An 18,172-nucleotide genomic window follows, 5' to 3' on the forward strand; every position below is an offset into this window, starting at 1 on the left:
GGGCGCCTAGGATCAAAAGCAGATCAAGATCAAGAGCGGCTCGCTTCGCATCGTGGTTACGGTTGGGCGCGGCTGCGTTGTGTAGATACCTATGCCCCGATGGGGGTGTTTCAGCTGAACAGTTTTCGACTGACGCACCGCTATCGGGGGCAAGCCCCCTCCCACATTGGTGACATGCTGCCCTCACAGCCCTGTGGTAGATGCCGCTCAGGCATTTCACAGCTACAATGCGCGCCTCGACCGTGACAAGCCTGACTAAAAAAACTATGTCCTTGCCCAAGCATCACCTGGAATTGCTCAGCCCTGCCCGCGACGTGGCCATCGCGCGCGAGGCTATCTTGCATGGCGCCGACGCCATTTATATCGGCGGGCCGAGCTTCGGCGCCCGTCACAATGCGTGTAACGAGGTGAGCGATATCGCTCAACTGGTGGAATTCGCCCGTCGTTACAATGCCCGCGTGTTCACCACCCTCAACACTATCCTGCATGACAACGAACTGGAGCCGGCCCGCAAGCTGATCCACCAACTCTATGACGCCGGTGTGGATGCGCTGATCGTGCAAGACCTGGGCGTGATGGAGCTGGATATTCCGCCCATCGAGCTGCACGCCAGCACCCAGACCGATATTCGCACCCTGGGCCGGGCAAAATTTCTCGACCAGGCCGGTTTCTCGCAGTTGGTGCTGGCCCGCGAGCTGAACCTGCAAGAGATCCGCGCCATCGCTGATGAGACCGACGCCGCCATCGAGTTCTTCATCCATGGCGCCCTGTGCGTGGCGTTCTCCGGGCAGTGCAATATCTCCCACGCGCAGAACGGCCGCAGCGCCAACCGCGGCGACTGCTCCCAGGCGTGCCGCCTGCCGTACACCTTGAAAGACGATCAGGGCCGCGTCGTCGCCTTTGAAAAACACCTGCTGTCGATGAAGGACAACAACCAGAGCGCCAACCTGCGCGCGCTGGTCGAAGCCGGCGTGCGTTCGTTCAAGATCGAAGGCCGCTACAAGGACATGGGCTATGTGAAGAACATCACCGCCTACTACCGCCAGCGCCTGGACGAAATCCTCGAAGACCGCCCGGACCTGGCTCGCGCTTCCAGCGGGCGTACCGCGCACTTCTTCCTGCCCGATCCGGAAAAAACCTTCCACCGTGGCAGTACCGACTACTTTGTCAGCGACCGCAAGATCGATATCGGTGCCTTCGATACCCCAACCTTCACCGGCCTGCCGGTAGGTGTGGTGGAAAAGGCCGGCAAGCGCGACTTGCAAGTGGTCACCCACGAGCCGCTGTCCAACGGCGACGGCCTGAATGTGCTGGTCAAGCGTGAAGTGGTGGGGTTTCGCGCCAACATCGCAGAACCCAAGGGCGAATTTGAGGAAGACGGCGAGAAGCGCTATCGCTACCGCGTCGAACCCAACGAAATGCCCGCCGGCCTGCATCAACTGCGCCCGAACCACCCGCTCAACCGCAACCTGGACCATAACTGGCAACAGGCACTGCTCAAGACCTCGGCCGAGCGCCGTATCGGCCTGTCCTGGGTGGCGCGCCTGCGTGAAGCACAGTTGGACGTCACCGCCACCAGCGAAGAAGGCATCAGCGTCAGTGTCACCCTGCCCGGCCCGTTCGGCGTGGCCAACAAGCCGGAACAGGCCCTGGACACCCTGCGCGACCTGCTGGGCCAGCTCGGCACCACCGAGTACCACGCCACCCGCATCGAGCTGGACGCGCCGCAGGCGTTCTTCATCCCCAACTCGCAACTCAAGGCGTTGCGCCGTGAAGTGATCGAGGCACTGACCGCCGCTCGCGTGGCCGCACACCCACGTGGCGGGCGCAAGGCCGAGACCACGCCGCCGCCGGTGTACCCGGATGCGCACCTGTCGTTCCTGGCCAACGTCTACAACCAGAAGGCCCGCGACTTCTACCACCGTCACGGGGTGAAGCTGATCGATGCGGCCTTCGAAGCCCACGAAGAAACCGGCGAAGTGCCGGTGATGATCACCAAGCACTGCCTGCGGTTCTCGTTCAACCTGTGCCCTAAACAGGCCAAGGGTGTGACGGGCGTGAAAACCAAGGTGGCGCCGATGCAGTTGATCCATGGCGACGAGGTCCTGACGCTGAAGTTCGACTGCAAACCGTGCGAGATGCACGTGGTCGGCAAGATCAAGGGGCACATCCTCGGATTGCCTCAGCCGGGCAGCGCCGTGGAGCACTTCAACCCGGAAAACATCATCTTTCAGGGCACGCACTGACCCTCTGTAGGAGCGAGCTTGCTCGCGAAAAACGTAAGGACGCCGCGTGTTAACCCGATGCGCTGCGTTATCGTTAACGTTATTCGCGAGCAAGAACTAGACGCCCCCCTCGCTCCTACCGAGGTTACGGGGCCACCACCAGCCCCGCTGCAACCCCGCCGCCGCCAGCAGAATCGCCGCCACACCCAGCCATTGCAGCCACCCAAGGCGATGCCCGAACGCGATCCAGTCGACGAAAATCGCCGCAATCGGGTAGATGAACGACAACGCGCCGGTCATTGCGGTCGGCAGCTTCTGTATCGCCCCGTACAACAACACATACATCAACCCCGTGTGCACCAGACCCAGGGTCGCCAGCGCCGCCCAGGCATTGGTCGACGCGGGCAAACTGTCCCAGGGCACCAGCGGCGCCAGCAGCACGGCACCGGTGGTCACCTGGATCAACGCCATCAAATGCGGCGGCACCGCCTTGAGCCGCTTGATGATCAGCGCGGCGACCGCGTACAAAAAAGCCGCGCCCAGGGCCAGTGCGACGCCTGCCAGATAGTCGCCGCCGCCTGGCTGCGCACCATGGGCCGTGACAATAGCCAACATGCCCAGAAACGCCACGCTCAGCCAGGTGATTTTGCGCAGGGTGATCGGCTCACCGAGAAACACCGCCGCCAGCATCACCAACATGAACGGTTGCACGTTGTACACCGCCGTACTGATAGCGATTGAAGCGCGCGAGTAGGATTCGAACAGCAGCAACCAGTTGCCCACAATGGCCACGCCACTGAGCACGGCCAGCCCGAACCTGGCCCAACTGAGCAGGTCCAGCCTCAGGTAACCGAACCAGGCGCACACCAGCAACAACGCCAGCGCACCGATAACGCAGCGCCAGAACACCACCTCGATCACCGACACGCCGGACACCAGTACAAACCAGCCGATGGTGCCGGAAATCAGCATGGCGGCGATCATTTCCCACATTCCGCGACGGACAGCGGTATCCATAATTGACGCTCCTCAAGTGAGGCTCAATTATGGCAATCTGACACATAGCCGCTCCAGCGACTAAAAAAGGCCGCAGCCTCGAATCACCTTCATTTATTAGGCAAAATCCATGATTGATACCATCGACCAGCAACTGATCGCCGCTTTGATGGATGACTCACGCCTGTCCCTCAAGGCCCTGGCCGGCATTACCGGGCTGTCTTCGCCGAGTGTCGGCGAACGCTTGCGACGCTTGGAGGAACGCGGCGTGCTGACCCACTACACCGTCGACATCGACCCCAAACACTTCGGTTACCTGCTGCAAGCCATCGTGCGCATCCGTCCCCTGCCCGGCAAGTTGCAGGAAGTGGAACGCCAGATCCAGGCGATTCCCGAATTCACTGAATGCGACAAAGTCACCGGCGAAGACTGCTTCATCGCCCGCCTGCATGTGCGCACCATGGATCAGTTGGACAGCCTGTTGGACCGAATCAACGGGTACGCCGAAACCAACACCGCCATCGTCAAGAAAACCCCGGTGAAGCGGCGGTTGCCGCCGTTGACCGACTGACCGACGGCACACCGCACAAACCTGTGGGAGGGGGCTTGCCCCCGATAGCGGAGTGTCAGTCAACACATCGGAGACTGACACACTGCCATCGGGGGCAAGCCCCCTCCCACAGTAAATTGCGGTATAGCTCCGGACCTATGGCGCTGCAGATGGCAGTCTCACAGCCGACAGCTATCTAACTGATGCGCTGCGATCCAAATGTGGGAGGGGGCTTGCTCCCGATGGCGAAGTGCCAGTCAACACATCGGTGACTGACACACTGCTATCGGGAGCAAGCCCCCTCCCACAGTAAATTGCGCTATGGCTCCGGACCTGTGGCGCTGCTGCTGGCGGTCTCACAGCCGACAGCTATCTAACTGATGCGCTGCGATCCAAATGTGGGAGGGGGCTTGCCCCCGATCGCGGAGTGTCAATCAGCACATCGGAGACTGACACACTGCCATCGGGGGCAAGCCTCCTCCCACAGTAAATTGCGCTAAGGCTCCGGACCTGTGGCGCTGCTGCTGGCAGTCTCACAGCCGACGGCTATCTAACTGATGCGCTGCGATCCAAATGTGGGAGGGGGCTTGCTCCCGATGGCGGAGTGTCAGTCAACACATCGGAGACTGACACACTGCTATCGGGGGCAAGCCCCCTCCCACAGTAAATTGCGGTATGGCTCATGAGCTGTGGCGCTGCAGTTGGCAGTCTCACAGCCGACAGCTATCTAATCTGATGCGCTGCGATCCAAATGTGGGAGGGGGCTTGCCCCCGATAGCGGAGTGTCAGTCAGCATATCTGAGACTGACACACTGCCATCGGGAGCAAGCCCCCTCCCACATTAGTTCTGCTCCAGTCGTGGATTCAGTCCTGAAGGGCTTTCGCTGCCGCGAGCAACCCCTGGAATTTGCGATAGCGCGCCGCCAACACAGGCTGATGCCGCTCATCAGGCACATACCGCATCTTCACCGGCATACCCGCCGCCAGCAGATCCGCGCCCTGCCCGATGGCCATGTACCCCAATTTCGCCGCCCCAATGCACGCACTCAATTCGCTGCCGTGCAACGTAAACACTTCCCTTTGCAGAATATTGGCCAGCAATTGCGCCCAATACTCACTGCGCGCCCCTCCGCCTACGAGCGCAAAGGACTTGACCTCGGCACCGGTCGATTGCACCGCGCGCCAGGCGTCGAGCAGGCCGAAACCCACGCCTTCCATCACCGCGTAGCCGAGCATCGCCGGCGTGCAGTCGTGGCCGAGGCCCATGAAGCCGCCGCGCAGCAAGGGGTCGTTATGGGGCGTGCGCTCACCCGCCAGGTACGGCAGGAACAACGGCGTGGACAACGGTACCCCCTGCTCGATGGGCAATTGCGCCTGCACCTGGTCCAACAGCGTTTGCTCATCCGGCAGGCCCGTCAGGCGTGTTACCCAGCGCAGGCAACTGGCACCGGCCAGCATCGCGCCCATGGTGTACCAGCGCTCGGGCAGCGCATGGCAGAAGCTGTGAACCGCACTGGCCGGGTTGCCGGCGGCGTGGTCGGTAATCGCGACAATCGCCGCGCTGGTGCCCAGGGTGATAAAGCCGTCACCGGCATTGATTGCACCGATACCCACCGCCGCCGCCGGGTTATCCCCGCCGCCACCGGCGATGACCACCTGCGGCGACAAGCCGAGCCCGACCGCCGTTACACAGGCACTCGCGCTGCCGCCTTCCACCAGCCTGGGCATTTGCGCAGGCGCCAGGCCGGTGGCGCGCAGCATCGGGGTAAACCATTCACGCTGCGCCACATTCAGCCACAGGGTGCCGGCGGCATCCGACATCTCGCTGATGCGCTCGCCACTCAGGCACAGGCGCAGGTAATCCTTGGGCGACAGCACGCAATCAATCGCGTTGAACACCTCAGGTTCATGCTGTTGCAGCCATAGGAGCTTGGGCGCGGTCAACCCGGCCATCGGCAAGCTGCCCGTGACCTCGGCATGCTCGACGCCCAGTTGCTGCGCCTGCACTACCGCGCGGGAGTCGTCCCACAGGATGGCCCGGTACAACACGCGGTTGTCATCCCCGAGCAATACCGCGCCGTGCATCTGCCCCGACAGGCCGATACAGGCCACGCGGGCAAACGCCGCATGCTCGCGCAGCTGTTCCAGCGCCTGTAAACACGCGTGCCACCAGTCTTGGGGCGCCTGTTCGGACCAGCCTTCATGGCGACGCGATACGCTCAAGCGCACGCCCGCGTGGGCCAGCACCCTGCCGTCGAGATCCATGAGGATGGCCTTGAGTTCAGAGGTGCCAAGATCAATACCGAGGGAAACAGGACCGTTCATACGTGGGTTATTCCAATCAATCACAGCCGCAGGAATTACGTAATTGCAGGGTCGGCGCCAGTCGTACGCTCTGGGGCGGCGAGCTGGGAGAAGCCATGCGTTGCAGCAATAAGTCCACCGCACGTGCGCCGAGGGCCTGCACCGGCTGTGCGATCAGGCTCAGGCGCGGCAGGAAAAAATCCGCCCATTCGAAATCATCGAACCCGACCAGGGCCATTTGCTCCGGCACATCGATGTGGGCGTCACGCAGAGCCTGCATGGCGCCCAGGGTCATCAGGTTGTTGCCGGCCATGATGGCGGTCGGCGGCGCGGCCAGGCTCAGCAACTGCACGGTGGCCTGGCGTGCCGGCTCGGTGTTGGAGCCGCCATTGACCAGCAACTGCGGATCAAACACCAGCCCCGCCGCCTGCAACGCAGCTTTGTACCCGGCCACACGCTCATCCGTGGTACTGAACCCGGCACGCCCAGCAATGAAAGCAATACGGCGATGCCCATGGGCAATCAGGTGTTCAATAAGGGCCTGGGTCGGCTGCGCATTCTCCACCCCGACCTGATCGAACTGCTCACTCATCATGCGATCCACCAGCACCGCGGGAATTGCATTGGCGCGTAGGTAATCCAGGGCCAGCGAGCCGTTCGACGGCGCCAGCACAATGCCGTCGACCCGCCGCTGATGCAGCGCGGTGACGACCCGCAATTCCTGCTCCGGGTCGTCGTGGGTGTCGACGAACAGCATCATGTAGCCGTGCCTGGCACACGCGGTTTCAATCGCGTGCACGGTCTCGCTGAAGTAATGGTTGGACAGCGCCGAGATCGCCACGCCAATCGTATTGGTGCTCGACCGCGCCAGTGAACGCGCCAGGGTGTTGGGCGCGTAGCCCAGCACCTGGATCGCCTGTTGCACCGCCTGCACCGTGGCCGGGCTGACCTTGCGCGTACCGTTGAGCACATGGGACACCGTCGATGTCGACACCCCGGCCCTGCGTGCCACGTCATCCATGGTGACCATGGCGCTATCCCCTCGGGTCAAGACTTCAGTGTTTGCTCGACCAGCCGCTGTAGCTGCCCACGTTGTCGCGGGTGATCAGCTTGGGCGTGAGCAAGGTCACCGCTTGCGAGGGAGCTTTGTCGTTGAGCAGGTCATTGCCCACGTCCACGGCGGTCTGGGCCATGGCCCACGGGTCCTGGCTGGCGGAGGCCTGGATCTGGGTGTCGGTCTTCAGCGCGTTTTCGATATCCGGCGCGCCGTCCACCGAGGTGATAATGATGCCGCTGCGCTTGAGTTGCTTGGCCGCCAGGTCGCTGCCAATGGCTTGCGGGTCGTTGATCGCGAACAGCCCGTCGATTTTCGGGAAGCGCGTAAGGTAACCCTGCATCGCGTTCAGGCCGCCTTCGCGCGAGCCCTTGGCGTCCTGGTCGTCGGACAGCAGCTTGATATCCGGCGCGGTGGCCAGCGCGGCCTTGCAGCCTTTGATGCGGTCGGTCACGGCGGTCACTTGCGGGCCGTTCTGGATAATCACATTGCCTTTGCCCGAGAGTTTATCCACCAGGTATTGGCAGGCCAGCTTGCCGGCTTCGACGTTGTCGGTCTGCACCGTGGCGTTCACGCCCTTGGCATCCACATCCACCGCCACCACGACAATCCCGGCATCCCGCGCTTTCTTGATCGCCGAGGCCATGGCGGACGGGTCGACGGCATTGATCAGGATCAGGTCGACCTTGGAGGAAATAAAGTTGTCGATCTGCGAAAACTGCTTGCTCAAGTCATAGTCGGCCGACACCGAAGTGACCTTGACGTTGGGGTTCAACGCCTTGGCCCGCGCCGTGGCGCCATCGGCCAGCGTGACGAAATACGGGTTGCCCAGCGAACCCATGCTGATGCCCAGGGCCTTGAGTTCACGTGCCTGCACGGCCTGGGACATCAGGGCAGCCAAGGCAATCAGCGGGAAAATACGTTTGACGTTCATGCGGGTCTCTCTCTTGTGATTGTTGTATGAGCCAACTCAGGTACGCGCGCCGGACTGGCGATAGCGATCCAGCGCCACCGCGCCGATGATCACGATGCCCTTGATGATGTACTGCCAGATATCCGACACCCCCAGCAGCACCAGGCCATTGGTGAGCACCGCAATGATCAGCGCACCGATCAGGGTGCCGCCGATGGTGCCGACGCCGCCGGTAAAGCTGGTGCCACCGAGAATCACGGCGGCAATCGCATCCAGTTCATAGGACTGCCCCAGTTGCAGGCCATTGGCGGCGAACAGGCGCGAGGCGCTCATTACCGCGCCGAGCCCGGCCAACGCGCCGGACATGGCGTAGACGAACAACAGCACCTTCCACACCTTGATCCCCGACAGTCGCGCCGCTTCCGGGTTGCCGCCCACCGAATAGATCTGCACGCCCATCACCGTGCGGCGCAGGATGAACCACGACAGCGCCACCACCGCCACGGCAATCACCACCAGCCAGGGCACACCGAGGATCGAGTCATTGCCGATGAAGGCAAACGGCAAGTCAGGGTTGAACACCGTCTTGTCGTCGGCCAAAAGCCTTGCCAGGCCACGCATGGCGGTGAGCGCGCCGAGGGTGACGATGAACGGCGGCAACCGCATGAAAGCGATCAACCCACCGTTGACCAAGCCCAGCAACAGGCCAAAGCCAATCCCGGCGGCGATGCCGAACATGCCGAACTGCGGCGACATCGACGCCTGCAAAGCCACCACCGCCGACGCCGCCAGGATCGCGCCCACCGACAGGTCGATGCCCGCCGTAAGAATCACGAAGGTCATGCCGGCCGCCAGCACCACATTCACCGAGGCCTGCTGGGTGATGATCGACAGGTTCTGCAGGGTCATGAAGTTCTCGCTGGCCAGGGCGAAGCCCACCAGCAGCAACACCAGCACCGGCAACATGCCCACCGTGCGCATCAGCTCACGCACGCGTTCCGCCTTGCCCACGGTTGTTGCGCTATTGAATTCAGCCATTGGCAGCCACCTGATCGCCACCGGTGGCGAGGTCGATAATACGTTCCTGGGAGATGACGTGACCGGAGGCCCCGCCGACTTCAGCCACCAACTGGCCTTCGCGCATGATCAGCACACGGTCGCAGGTGCCGATGATTTCCGGCAGTTCGCTGGAGATCACCACAATGCCGACACCCGCCTGGGCCAATTGATTGATGATGCGGTAAATCTCGGATTTGGAGCCGATGTCCACGCCACGGGTGGGCTCATCCAGGATCAGTACATGGGGCTTGACCTCCAGCAGCCGCGCCAGCAACACCTTCTGCTGGTTGCCGCCGGACAGCGCGCCCACAGTGACCTTGCCCGAGGCCACGCGAATCGACAGCGACTTGATCGCGTCATTGGCGCGCTGTGCGCCATGGGCGCGATCGAGCACGCCACCGGCTCGCGCATCCGGCACGCAGGCGCACACATTGATGTTGTCGGCCACGCTCATGTCCAGGAACAGGCCCTGGGCCTTGCGGTCTTCGGTGAGGTACACCACGCCGGCACCAATGGCGTCTGCCGGGGTGCGCAGGTGCGTCACCGTCTTGCCCACCACTTCCAGGGTGCCGCTGGTGCGCGGGTCGGCGCCGAAGATCAGCCGCGCCAGCTCCGTGCGCCCTGCCCCCACCAGCCCGGCAATGCCCAGCACTTCACCGGCATGCAGATCGAAACTGCAGTGGCGCACGCGCTTGCCATCGGCCATGTCGCGCACGCGCATCACTACGTTGCCGGGGTTATAGGCAGCGTGTTCCTTCTTGTAGAAGCCGGACAGGTCGCGACCCACCATCATTTTCACCAGCACGTCGGCCGACAGCGCCGCGCGGGTCAACTCGCCGATATATTGGCCGTCGCGAAGCACCGAGACGCGGTCCGACAGCTCGTAGATTTCGGCCATGCGATGGCTGATGTAGATGATTGCCAGGCCCTGGCTGCGCAGTTGTTTGATCAGCGCGAACAGACGGTCGGTTTCACGGGACGACAACGGCGTGGTCGGTTCGTCCATCACCAGGATCCTGGCGTGGGCATGCAGGGCGCGGGCGATTTCGACCAACTGGCGCTCGGCAATCGACAGGCTGCTGACCTGGGTGGCGCCGGTGAATTCGGCGCCCAGGCGTTGCAGCACCTCCACGCAACCGGCCTGCATGCCCTTGCGGTCGATGGTCCAGCCTCGGCGCAGTTCGCGGCCCAGGTAGATATTCTCGGCCACGCTCAGGTTCGGGCACAGGCTCAGTTCCTGGTAGATCACGGCGATGCCCAGGGCCTTGGCGGTAGCGGGAGTGAAGCTGGCGACGGGTTGGCCGTCGATGCGGATAACGCCGCCGGGATCGGCTTGGTAGGCGCCGGAGAGGATTTTCATCAGCGTGGACTTGCCGGCGCCGTTCTCCCCCATCAAGGCGTGAATTTCGCCGGGGTAGACCTTCAGGCCGACACTTTTGAGCACGCGCAAACCGTTGAAGGTTTTGCTGATGCCCTGCATCTCAAGCAAGGGTTCAAGGCTCATGGATGAGCTCCTGGATTTATTGTTTTTGTTGTCGAGTGCTGCCGACTCTAGTTTAGATACATTTGCTTACGCAAGCGCTTGCGTTGCCAATTATCCGTAAGGTGAAACGTTTCATCAGCGAAGAAACATGTAAATCATTGAAATGCGGACGCTATTGCGTCAAAAGGCCGGCCTCGGCCATCAAAACGCCACAATCTCTGCTATTGTCCAACAAACTCATGTCCTCATCGTCGCGTTCGCGCGGTCTTCTGTGAACATGTTCTGCGCCATCGCCCTGTGCCGATGGCAGGCCTGACGTTCACGGATTACCTGGCAATGGACACCCCCCTACCCGACCCGCCCCAATCACGCGCCGAAAAAATCGTCGAGTTCAAGCGCCAGAAAACCTTGCTCAAGACCGGCGCGCTGCAGGATGCGATCTTCAACAGCGCCTATTTCTCCAGCATCGCCACTGACGAAAAGGGCGTGATCCAGATCTTCAACGTCGGCGCCGAACGCATGCTCGGTTACGCCGCCGCCGATGTGCTCAACCGCATCACCCCCGCCGACATCTCCGACCCAGCCGAACTGATTACCCGCGCCGCCGCTCTCAGCCTGGAACTCGATACGCCGATCACGCCGGGGTTCGAAGCCCTGGTCTTCAAGGCCTCCCGCGGCATCGAAGACATCTACGAGCTGACCTACATCCGCAAGGACGGCAGTCGCTTGTCGGCCATGGTCTCGGTAACGGCCCTGCGCAATCGGCATGACACGATCATCGGTTACCTGCTGATCGGCACCGACAACACCGCGCGCAAGCAGGAAGAGGCCGAGCGCAAAGGCTTCGAACGTGCCCTGGAAGAAAAGAACCTGGAGTTGGAGCATGCCAACCACATGAAGTCGGAATTTCTCGCCACCATGTCCCATGAACTGCGCACACCGCTGAACGCGGTGATCGGTTTTTCCGAGGCGCTCAAGGACGGGCTGGTGGGCGACATGAGCGAGATCCAGCGCGAATACATCGGCGATATCTTCACCAGCGGCCAGCATCTGCTGGCGTTGATCAACGACATCCTCGACCTGTCCAAGGTCGAGGCCGGGATGATGGACCTCGAACTGGAACCCGTGGAACTGGCCGGCCTGTTGGCCAACAGCCTGTTGATCGTGCGTGAAAAAGCCGCCCTGCAGCGCATCCAGTTGACGCTGGACAACCCGCAGGATTTTGGCTGGCTGCAACTGGACCTGCGCAAGACCAAGCAGATCGTCTACAACCTGCTGGCCAATGCGGTGAAGTTCAGTGAGCACGGCAGCACCGTGACCCTGGTGGTGCGTGAAGTCGGGCGTGACCAGGTCGGCCGGGTCCCCGGCGATTGGCCGGTGCAGGGTTTTGCCCTGCCGCCCGGCAGTCACCCGGCATTCCTCGAGCTGAGCGTGAGCGACACCGGTATCGGCATCGCCCCGGATGACATGGGCAAGCTGTTCAAGGCCTTCAGCCAGATCGACAGCAGCCTGGCGCGCAAATTCGAAGGCACCGGCCTGGGGCTGGCGATGGTCAAGCAGTTGACCGAACTGCACGGCGGCAGCGTGGCCGTGGCCAGCCGCGAAGGCCTGGGCGCGCGTTTCGTGGTGTGGCTGCCGCTGCACCGCATTCCGGAGGCCGCATGGCCGATATCCTGATCATCGAAGACAACGAAGCGAATATGCGCCTGGCGCGCCTGCTGCTGGTCAGCGCCGGGCACAACGTGCAGTGGGCGGCGGATGCCGAAAGCGGGCTGACCCTGGCCCGCGTACAACAACCGGCGCTGATTCTGATGGACATCCAGTTGCCAGGCATGGACGGCCTGGCCGCGACCCGCTTGCTCAAGCAAGACCCGCTCACCGCGCATATCCCGGTGATCGCCCTCACCGCCATGGCCATGAAGGAAGATCGGGAAAAAACCCGCCTGGCCGGTTGCGACGCCTACGTCACCAAGCCCCTGCGCTACAAGGAGCTGTACCAGGTGATCGACACCCTGCTGAACCCGACCATCACACCTCCCGCATGAGTTCTCTCCATGGCCAGCTCACCCGCAACCCTGTTGATCGTTGACGATGAACCCCAGGTCCGCAAACTCCTGGAAACCCTGCTGCAGCATGAGGGTTACCAGACCCTGAGCGCGAGCAACGGCGAAGAAGCCTTGCAGTTGGTGGCGCAGCAGCCGCCCGACCTGATCCTGCTGGACATCATGATGCCCGGCATGGACGGCTACGAAGTGGCCACCCAGCTCAAGGCCAACCCCGTCACGGCGAACATCCCGATCATCATGCTCTCGGCCTTGAGCGAATCCAGCGCGCGGGTCAGCGGCCTGGAAACCGGCGCCGAGGAGTTCATCAGCAAGCCGGTCGAACGCGTCGAACTGTGGCTGCGGGTGCGCAACCTGCTGCGGCTCAAGGCCCATGGCGATGAGCTCAAACAACACAGCCTGAGGCTGGAGCAGCAATTGCAACAACGCGGCAGCGATCACACCCAGATGAACGTGCACGACCTGGCCCGGCAAGACCTGGAGAACGACCTGCGCGAGGCGGTCGAACAACACGCGTTTGCCCTGCACTACCAGCCCAAGGTCGAACTGGCCAACGGCGAAGTCTGCGGCCTGGAAGTCTTGCTGCGCTGGGATCGGCCAGGGTATGGCGCGGTATCGCCGGCGGTGTTCGTGCCGATCCTGGAAAACCTCGGCCTGATCGTGCCCGTGGGACGCTGCGTGATCGAGCGCGTGTGCCAACAGATCGCCGCCTGGCAATTGAACGGCCTCGGTGCGATTGAAGTGTCGGTCAACGTCTCGGGGCATCAGTTGATCGAGGGCGACCTGATTGCCGATATCGAGCACATCCTGGTCGAAACCGGAGTTGACGCCCACTGGCTGGAGGTGGAACTCACCGAAGGCTCGCTGATGGAAAACACTGAACACACTATCGCCGCCCTGCAACGCCTGCGCGCCATGGGCGTGAAGATCGCCATCGACGATTTCGGCACCGGTTATTCGAGCCTGGCGTACCTGCGTCGCTTCCCCATCGACACGTTGAAGATCGACATCGCATTTATCCGCGAAGTCACCACCAACCCGCAGGATGCGGCGATTACCCGCACGATCATCGAACTGGCTCACAGCTTGAAGCTGCGCGTCGTCGCCGAAGGGGTGGAAACCCAGGCGCAGCTGGCCTTCCTGAAAGAAGCCGGCTGCGATCAGATCCAGGGCTATCTGTTCAGCCGACCATTGCCGGTGGAGACGCTGGAGCGCTTGTTGCAGGATCGGATCAAATCAGCGTGAAACCGTCGCCGGCTTGAGTGGCAACGCGATGCAATCACATTGAACCTGCACCCTGCCGCGGCCCTCAAAACCGGCACAAACCACGGCCCCCGGTGCTCGTTCGATGACATTTATTCTATGGTTGGCCGTACTGGGCGCCGTATTGCTGACCCTCGCCCTCACGTCCTCCTACCTGCGCTGGATGCCGGTGACCACCTCGGCGGTGTGCCTGCTGTTGGGCGTCGCCATCGGCCCGCTGGGTGTGGACCTGCTGGACCTGGACATCAAGGGCTCAGCCCGCTGGATGGAGCACCTGACTGAAGTCGCGGTGCTGTTTTCGCTGTTCGTCAGCGGCTTGAAACTGCGCCTGCCGCTCAGGCACCGCACTTGGCGCATCGCCTTTGGCATGGCCGGGCCGGTGATGCTGCTGACCATCTTCGGCGCCTGCCTGGCGCTGCATTACCTGTTCCAGCTGTCGTGGGGCGTGTCGCTGTTGGTGGGCGCGATGCTGGCGCCCACCGACCCGGTACTGGCCGGCCTGGTTCAGGTCAATAATGCCCAGGACTACGACCCCCTGCGTTTCGGCCTGTCCGGCGAAGCCGGCTTGAACGACGGCACCGCGTTTCCCTTTGTGATCTTCGGCCTGCTGTTCATGCAGCATGGCGGTTTCGATGGCGACTGGTTCGGTGGCTGGGTGCTGAAAAACCTGCTGTGGGCAGTCCCGGCCGGGCTGTTGACGGGGTACTGGATGGGGCGTGGCATCGGTCGTTTGACCTTGCGCCTGCGCCTGATCAATGCCGACAGCACCTTGTCACCCAATGACTACCTGACCCTGGCGCTGATCGCCCTGGCCTATGTCAGCGCTGAAGCCATCGGTGGTTATGGCTTCCTGTCGGTATTCGCGGCGGGCCTGGGGCTGCGCCAGGCCGAGTTCAAGTCCACCGGTTACGCCCAGACACCCGCCGAGCATCTGGCGCAACCGGTGGTGGGTCACCTGGAGATCGAGCCTGAACGGGCCCTGCATGGCGATGTGAGTCAATTGCAGGATACGCAAATCGCGGCCGGCGTAATGATGGGCGACATGCTCGCCTTCGGCAGCCTGGTGGAGCGTTCCATGGAAGTGTTCCTGGTGACCGTGCTGGGCATCGTGCTGGTCAGCCATTGGGATTGGCGCGCACTGGCGCTGGCCGCGCTGCTGTTTTGCGTAATTCGCCCGCTCAGCGTGTTCGCCATGCCGTGGGGCAGCCTGATGGACCGTCGCCAACGTAGCTTGATCAGTTGGTTCGGCATTCGCGGAATCGGCAGCATCTACTACCTGTTCTATGCCCTCAACCACGGGCTGATCGGCACCAGCAGCGCCGTGGCGGTGAACCTCACGCTTTCGGTGATTGCGTTGAGCATCATGGTGCATGGCTTGAGCACCCAGCCGATGCTGGTGTGGTACGAACGGCGCACCGCGCAGAAACAGTGAAACCTGGGGCGCGCCGCCGGATCAGTGCTGATCTTCGGTATTGCCGACGTCCGCCGCTTCGTCCAGATCGTTGAGCGGCACCTCGGCATCGTCCATCAATGAGCCCGGGTCTTCATTGCCCGGATCGTTGAGTTCTTCGTCCAGTTCTTTTGACATGACTGTCTCCTCTAACCGCCCTGGGTATCGATATCGGCATCGGTTTCAGGCTTGTGCTCAGGCTCAGGCTTGAAGTCCGGACTGTAGTCGTTTTCCTGGGCATCCGGGTCGCTGGCCGGCGTCGGGTCCTTGGGTGCATCGGCGGCGGTGCCGGGGGCCGGCTTNCGTTGCGGTCAGTGGTCTGGGGATCGTGATCTGTGGTCATGGCGCACCTCATTGCAGGCTTGCGGGGAATCTGTACCCCGTAAAGCTAAGGCGCTGGGTTAACGGGTGAAGTTCCGTCCGATTGCTCAGCGCAATGGGTTGTCGACCTGGATGTAAAAGGCATAAATGCCCAACACCAGCCAGAACCCCATGAACAACCACGGCGCGCGCATGGAGAACAGCAGGGACTTGCGATAGCCCTTATGGGTGGACTCCATTTCGGAAAACAGCGGCGACTCGTCATAGGCCAGGCCCATCACCGGCTCACTGCGCAGCAGCTCGCTTTGCTTGTAGTGCCAGTGATCGATGATCTCGTACGCGGCGCGGATGCCGGGCCAGGCGTTGAGTGAGCTGAGAATGCCCAGGGCGGCGAGAATCGCCGGCACCACCAGGGTGAACAACTTGCCCCACTCCGGGTTCAGATTGCCCATGCCGGAGACGAAGGCAATCACCAGGAATGACTGGGCGGTGAGGTAGGCGTCGGTGCGGTTGGCCAGGATGCTGGTTTCGTACTGGATCTCGCGACGATAGAAGTCGAGGCGATCCTTGGGCGAACCGAAGATCTTGGCGTTGTGCTCGCTGTGGTCGGTCAACGCCGCTTCCGGGGTGTTGGGCGAAATGATTCTGGGCACGATGCGGCTCCATCCGGTTTCAAGGCTCATTAGAAGAAGCGGACCTGGGTGAAGTTCAAGTTCGTCGCGCACCAAATCAGAGCACCCCCCGCCCCCCGTAGGAGCGAGCTTGCTCGCGAAGATCGTCAACAATGACGCGCCAGTCTGCTTGAACCCATTACCCGTGCGTTCTTCGCGAGCAAGCTCGCTCCTACAGAGGATTTACCGGTAGTGACTGCCGTTTCCGGCACAAGCCTTGCTTAATCCATTCATCCGCCGGTAAACAGGAGCATTCGTTACCCCCCGACCCAGAGCCGACTCCATAAGAAAGTAAGGACCAGGCCTGTTGGCACCCTTAGCCACAGGCTCATAAGAAAAGCGTTTTTAGCGGCAGTGCCACCCAAGCAAGCTGCCAACCAAGCAAGGCTGGGCACTGACAAGGTACTGGAATGGCTCGATCTTTCTTCGATGAAATGAATGATGCAGACGGCGCCTGCCGTGCGCATTATCAGGATTTCTCCCGCTGGCTGGCCAATACGCCGCCGGAACTGCTGGCCCAGCGTCGCCGTGAAGCGGATTTGCTGTTCCACCGCGCCGGGATCACCTTCACCCTGTACGGCGACGAGCAAGACACCGAACGCCTGATCCCCTTCGACATCATCCCGCGCAGCATTCCCGCCAGCGAATGGAGCGTGATCGAGCGCGGCTGTATCCAGCGGGTCACCGCGTTGAACATGTTTCTCGCCGATATCTACCACGACCAGCGCATCATCAAGGCCGGCATCATCCCGGCAGACCAGGTGCTGGGCAATGAGGGCTATCAGAAGTCGATGGTCGGGCTGGACCTGCACCGCGACATTTACTCGCACATCTCCGGCGTCGACCTGGTGCGCGACGGCGACGGCACCTACTACGTACTCGAAGACAACCTGCGCACCCCCAGCGGCGTCAGCTACATGCTCGAAGACCGCAAGATGATGATGCGCCTGTTCCCGGAAGTGTTCGCCAGGCAGCGCATCGCGCCGGTGGACCACTACCCCAACCTGCTGCTCAAGACCCTGAAAAGCGCCAGCCGCCTGGACAACCCCAACGTGGTGGTCCTCACCCCGGGGCGCTTCAACAGCGCCTTCTTCGAGCATGCCTTCCTGGCTCGGGAAATGGGCGTGGAGCTGGTGGAAGGCGCCGACCTGTTCGTGCACGAACTCAAGGTATTCATGCGCACCACCGACGGCCCCAAGGCGGTTGATGTGATCTACCGGCGCATCGATGACGCCTTCCTCGACCCGCAGGCGTTCAACCCCGACTCGATGCTCGGCGTGCCCGGCCTGGTGGCCGCCTATTGCGCGGGCAACGTGGTACTGGCCAACGCCATCGGCACCGGCGTGGCCGACGACAAGTCGATCTACCCCTATGTGCCGGCCATGATCCGTTTTTACCTGGATGAAGAACCCATCCTGCAGAACGTCCCGACCTTCCAGTGCCGCAAGCCGGATGAACTGTCCCATGTGCTGGCCAACCTTGCGCAACTGGTGGTCAAGGAAACCCAGGGCTCGGGCGGCTACGGCATGCTGGTGGGCCCGGCGTCCAGCGCTGCCGAGATCGAGGACTTTCGCCAGCGCATCAAGGCGCGTCCCCATGCCTATATCGCGCAACCGACCCTGAGCCTGTCCACCTGCCCGACCTTCGTCGAAAACGGCATCGCGCCGCGGCATATCGACCTGCGCCCGTTCGTGCTCTCGGGCAAGGAAACCCGCCTGGTGCCCGGCGGCCTGACCCGTGTAGCGCTCAAGGAAGGCTCGCTGATCGTCAACTCGTCGCAAGGCGGCGGAACCAAGGACACCTGGGTGGTGGAGGGCTGA

15 protein-coding genes and 1 pseudogene are annotated in these 18,172 nt (G+C 62.2%); 7 read left to right on the forward strand and 9 right to left on the reverse strand.

Annotation, left to right across the window (positions count from 1 at the left end; genetic code table 11):
• Positions 1-266 precede the first annotated feature (266 nt).
• Complete coding sequence (locus BFP90_RS16410; RefSeq protein ID WP_065897414.1) at positions 267-2,246, forward strand: peptidase U32 family protein; 1,980 nt, start codon at positions 267-269, stop codon at positions 2,244-2,246.
• A 96-nt stretch (positions 2,247-2,342) separates the two neighbouring features.
• On the opposite strand, the gene BFP90_RS16415 is transcribed toward BFP90_RS16410, so the two are convergent.
• The gene (locus tag BFP90_RS16415; protein WP_065893124.1) at positions 2,343-3,242 is read right to left on the reverse strand and encodes a DMT family transporter; all 900 of its coding nucleotides are present in this window, start codon (positions 3,240-3,242) and stop codon (positions 2,343-2,345) included.
• A 109-nt stretch (positions 3,243-3,351) separates the two neighbouring features.
• Between BFP90_RS16415 and BFP90_RS16420 the strand changes: the two genes are divergently transcribed.
• Positions 3,352-3,792, forward strand: coding sequence for an Lrp/AsnC family transcriptional regulator (locus BFP90_RS16420; RefSeq protein WP_057722456.1), 441 nt, complete (start codon positions 3,352-3,354; stop codon positions 3,790-3,792).
• An 843-nt stretch (positions 3,793-4,635) separates the two neighbouring features.
• Here the strand turns inward: BFP90_RS16420 and xylB are convergent.
• The 5 genes from xylB to BFP90_RS16445 are packed head-to-tail and all read right to left on the reverse strand — an operon-like array spanning position 4,636 to position 10,605.
• Positions 4,636-6,096, reverse strand: coding sequence for a xylulokinase (gene xylB / locus BFP90_RS16425; RefSeq protein ID WP_065897416.1), 1,461 nt, complete (start codon positions 6,094-6,096; stop codon positions 4,636-4,638).
• 16 nt (positions 6,097-6,112) lie between these two features.
• A complete protein-coding gene (locus tag BFP90_RS16430) occupies positions 6,113-7,105 on the reverse strand; it encodes a LacI family DNA-binding transcriptional regulator (protein WP_065897418.1) in 993 nt (330 codons plus the stop codon).
• 25 nt (positions 7,106-7,130) lie between these two features.
• Positions 7,131-8,063, reverse strand: a complete 933-nt coding sequence (locus BFP90_RS16435) for an ABC transporter substrate-binding protein (protein WP_065897420.1) — start codon at positions 8,061-8,063, stop codon at positions 7,131-7,133.
• Between the two features lie 36 nt (positions 8,064-8,099).
• Positions 8,100-9,080, reverse strand: coding sequence for an ABC transporter permease subunit (locus tag BFP90_RS16440; protein WP_065888130.1), 981 nt, complete (start codon positions 9,078-9,080; stop codon positions 8,100-8,102).
• The gene (locus BFP90_RS16445) at positions 9,073-10,605 is read right to left on the reverse strand and encodes a sugar ABC transporter ATP-binding protein (protein ID WP_065897421.1); all 1,533 of its coding nucleotides are present in this window, start codon (positions 10,603-10,605) and stop codon (positions 9,073-9,075) included. The genes BFP90_RS16440 and BFP90_RS16445 overlap by 8 nt, the downstream gene beginning before the upstream one ends.
• Positions 10,606-10,920: 315 nt before the next feature.
• Here BFP90_RS16445 and BFP90_RS16450 point away from each other — a divergent pair, with 315 nt between their 5' ends.
• The 4 genes from BFP90_RS16450 (at position 10,921) to BFP90_RS16465 (ending at position 15,342) form a co-directional block, all read left to right on the forward strand.
• On the forward strand, positions 10,921-12,261 hold the full coding sequence (locus BFP90_RS16450) for a sensor histidine kinase (protein ID WP_065893130.1): 1,341 nt from the start codon (positions 10,921-10,923) through the stop codon (positions 12,259-12,261).
• Positions 12,246-12,629, forward strand: coding sequence for a response regulator (locus tag BFP90_RS16455; RefSeq protein ID WP_065888128.1), 384 nt, complete (start codon positions 12,246-12,248; stop codon positions 12,627-12,629). Before BFP90_RS16450 ends, BFP90_RS16455 begins: the two co-directional genes overlap by 16 nt.
• A 9-nt stretch (positions 12,630-12,638) precedes the next feature.
• Positions 12,639-13,892: an EAL domain-containing response regulator gene (locus tag BFP90_RS16460; protein WP_065897422.1), complete on the forward strand. Its 1,254-nt coding sequence runs from the start codon at positions 12,639-12,641 to the stop codon at positions 13,890-13,892.
• Between the two features lie 103 nt (positions 13,893-13,995).
• Positions 13,996-15,342 (forward strand): cation:proton antiporter, encoded by a 1,347-nt coding sequence (locus tag BFP90_RS16465; RefSeq protein ID WP_065897423.1) that lies wholly within the window; start codon positions 13,996-13,998, stop codon positions 15,340-15,342.
• A 21-nt stretch (positions 15,343-15,363) separates the two neighbouring features.
• On the opposite strand, the gene BFP90_RS29225 is transcribed toward BFP90_RS16465, so the two are convergent.
• From BFP90_RS29225 to BFP90_RS16470, 3 genes and pseudogenes are all read right to left on the reverse strand, one after another.
• Positions 15,364-15,498, reverse strand: coding sequence for a hypothetical protein (locus BFP90_RS29225; RefSeq protein ID WP_256095198.1), 135 nt, complete (start codon positions 15,496-15,498; stop codon positions 15,364-15,366).
• 11 nt (positions 15,499-15,509) lie between these two features.
• Positions 15,510-15,703, reverse strand: a pseudogene (locus BFP90_RS29645) (hypothetical protein).
• Between the two features lie 85 nt (positions 15,704-15,788).
• Positions 15,789-16,334, reverse strand: coding sequence for a hypothetical protein (locus BFP90_RS16470; protein WP_065893129.1), 546 nt, complete (start codon positions 16,332-16,334; stop codon positions 15,789-15,791).
• 428 nt (positions 16,335-16,762) lie between these two features.
• Between BFP90_RS16470 and BFP90_RS16475 the strand changes: the two genes are divergently transcribed.
• Positions 16,763-18,172 carry a circularly permuted type 2 ATP-grasp protein gene (locus BFP90_RS16475; RefSeq protein ID WP_065893116.1) on the forward strand — a complete coding sequence of 470 codons (1,410 nt, stop codon included), beginning with the start codon at positions 16,763-16,765 and terminating at the stop codon, positions 18,170-18,172.

Origin of the sequence: Pseudomonas sp. 24 E 13 (assembly GCF_900004715.1) — a bacterium.
In the GTDB taxonomy this organism is placed as follows: Bacteria; Pseudomonadota; Gammaproteobacteria; order Pseudomonadales; family Pseudomonadaceae; genus Aquipseudomonas; species Aquipseudomonas orientalis_A.

What these genes read in the sequence shown, in the direction of transcription:
- BFP90_RS16410 (WP_065897414.1), top strand. Translation starts at nt 267, where the DNA reads ATGTCCTTGCCCAAGCATCACCTGGAATTGCTCAGCCCTGCCCGCGAC.
- BFP90_RS16415 (WP_065893124.1), bottom strand. Translation starts at nt 3,242, where the DNA reads ATGGATACCGCTGTCCGTCGCGGAATGTGGGAAATGATCGCCGCCATG.
- BFP90_RS16420 (WP_057722456.1), top strand. Translation starts at nt 3,352, where the DNA reads ATGATTGATACCATCGACCAGCAACTGATCGCCGCTTTGATGGATGAC.
- xylB (WP_065897416.1), bottom strand. Translation starts at nt 6,096, where the DNA reads ATGAACGGTCCTGTTTCCCTCGGTATTGATCTTGGCACCTCTGAACTC.
- BFP90_RS16430 (WP_065897418.1), bottom strand. Translation starts at nt 7,105, where the DNA reads ATGGTCACCATGGATGACGTGGCACGCAGGGCCGGGGTGTCGACATCG.
- BFP90_RS16435 (WP_065897420.1), bottom strand. Translation starts at nt 8,063, where the DNA reads ATGAACGTCAAACGTATTTTCCCGCTGATTGCCTTGGCTGCCCTGATG.
- BFP90_RS16440 (WP_065888130.1), bottom strand. Translation starts at nt 9,080, where the DNA reads ATGGCTGAATTCAATAGCGCAACAACCGTGGGCAAGGCGGAACGCGTG.
- BFP90_RS16445 (WP_065897421.1), bottom strand. Translation starts at nt 10,605, where the DNA reads ATGAGCCTTGAACCCTTGCTTGAGATGCAGGGCATCAGCAAAACCTTC.
- BFP90_RS16450 (WP_065893130.1), top strand. Translation starts at nt 10,921, where the DNA reads ATGGACACCCCCCTACCCGACCCGCCCCAATCACGCGCCGAAAAAATC.
- BFP90_RS16455 (WP_065888128.1), top strand. Translation starts at nt 12,246, where the DNA reads ATGGCCGATATCCTGATCATCGAAGACAACGAAGCGAATATGCGCCTG.
- BFP90_RS16460 (WP_065897422.1), top strand. Translation starts at nt 12,639, where the DNA reads ATGGCCAGCTCACCCGCAACCCTGTTGATCGTTGACGATGAACCCCAG.
- BFP90_RS16465 (WP_065897423.1), top strand. Translation starts at nt 13,996, where the DNA reads ATGACATTTATTCTATGGTTGGCCGTACTGGGCGCCGTATTGCTGACC.
- BFP90_RS29225 (WP_256095198.1), bottom strand. Translation starts at nt 15,498, where the DNA reads ATGTCAAAAGAACTGGACGAAGAACTCAACGATCCGGGCAATGAAGAC.
- BFP90_RS16475 (WP_065893116.1), top strand. Translation starts at nt 16,763, where the DNA reads ATGGCTCGATCTTTCTTCGATGAAATGAATGATGCAGACGGCGCCTGC.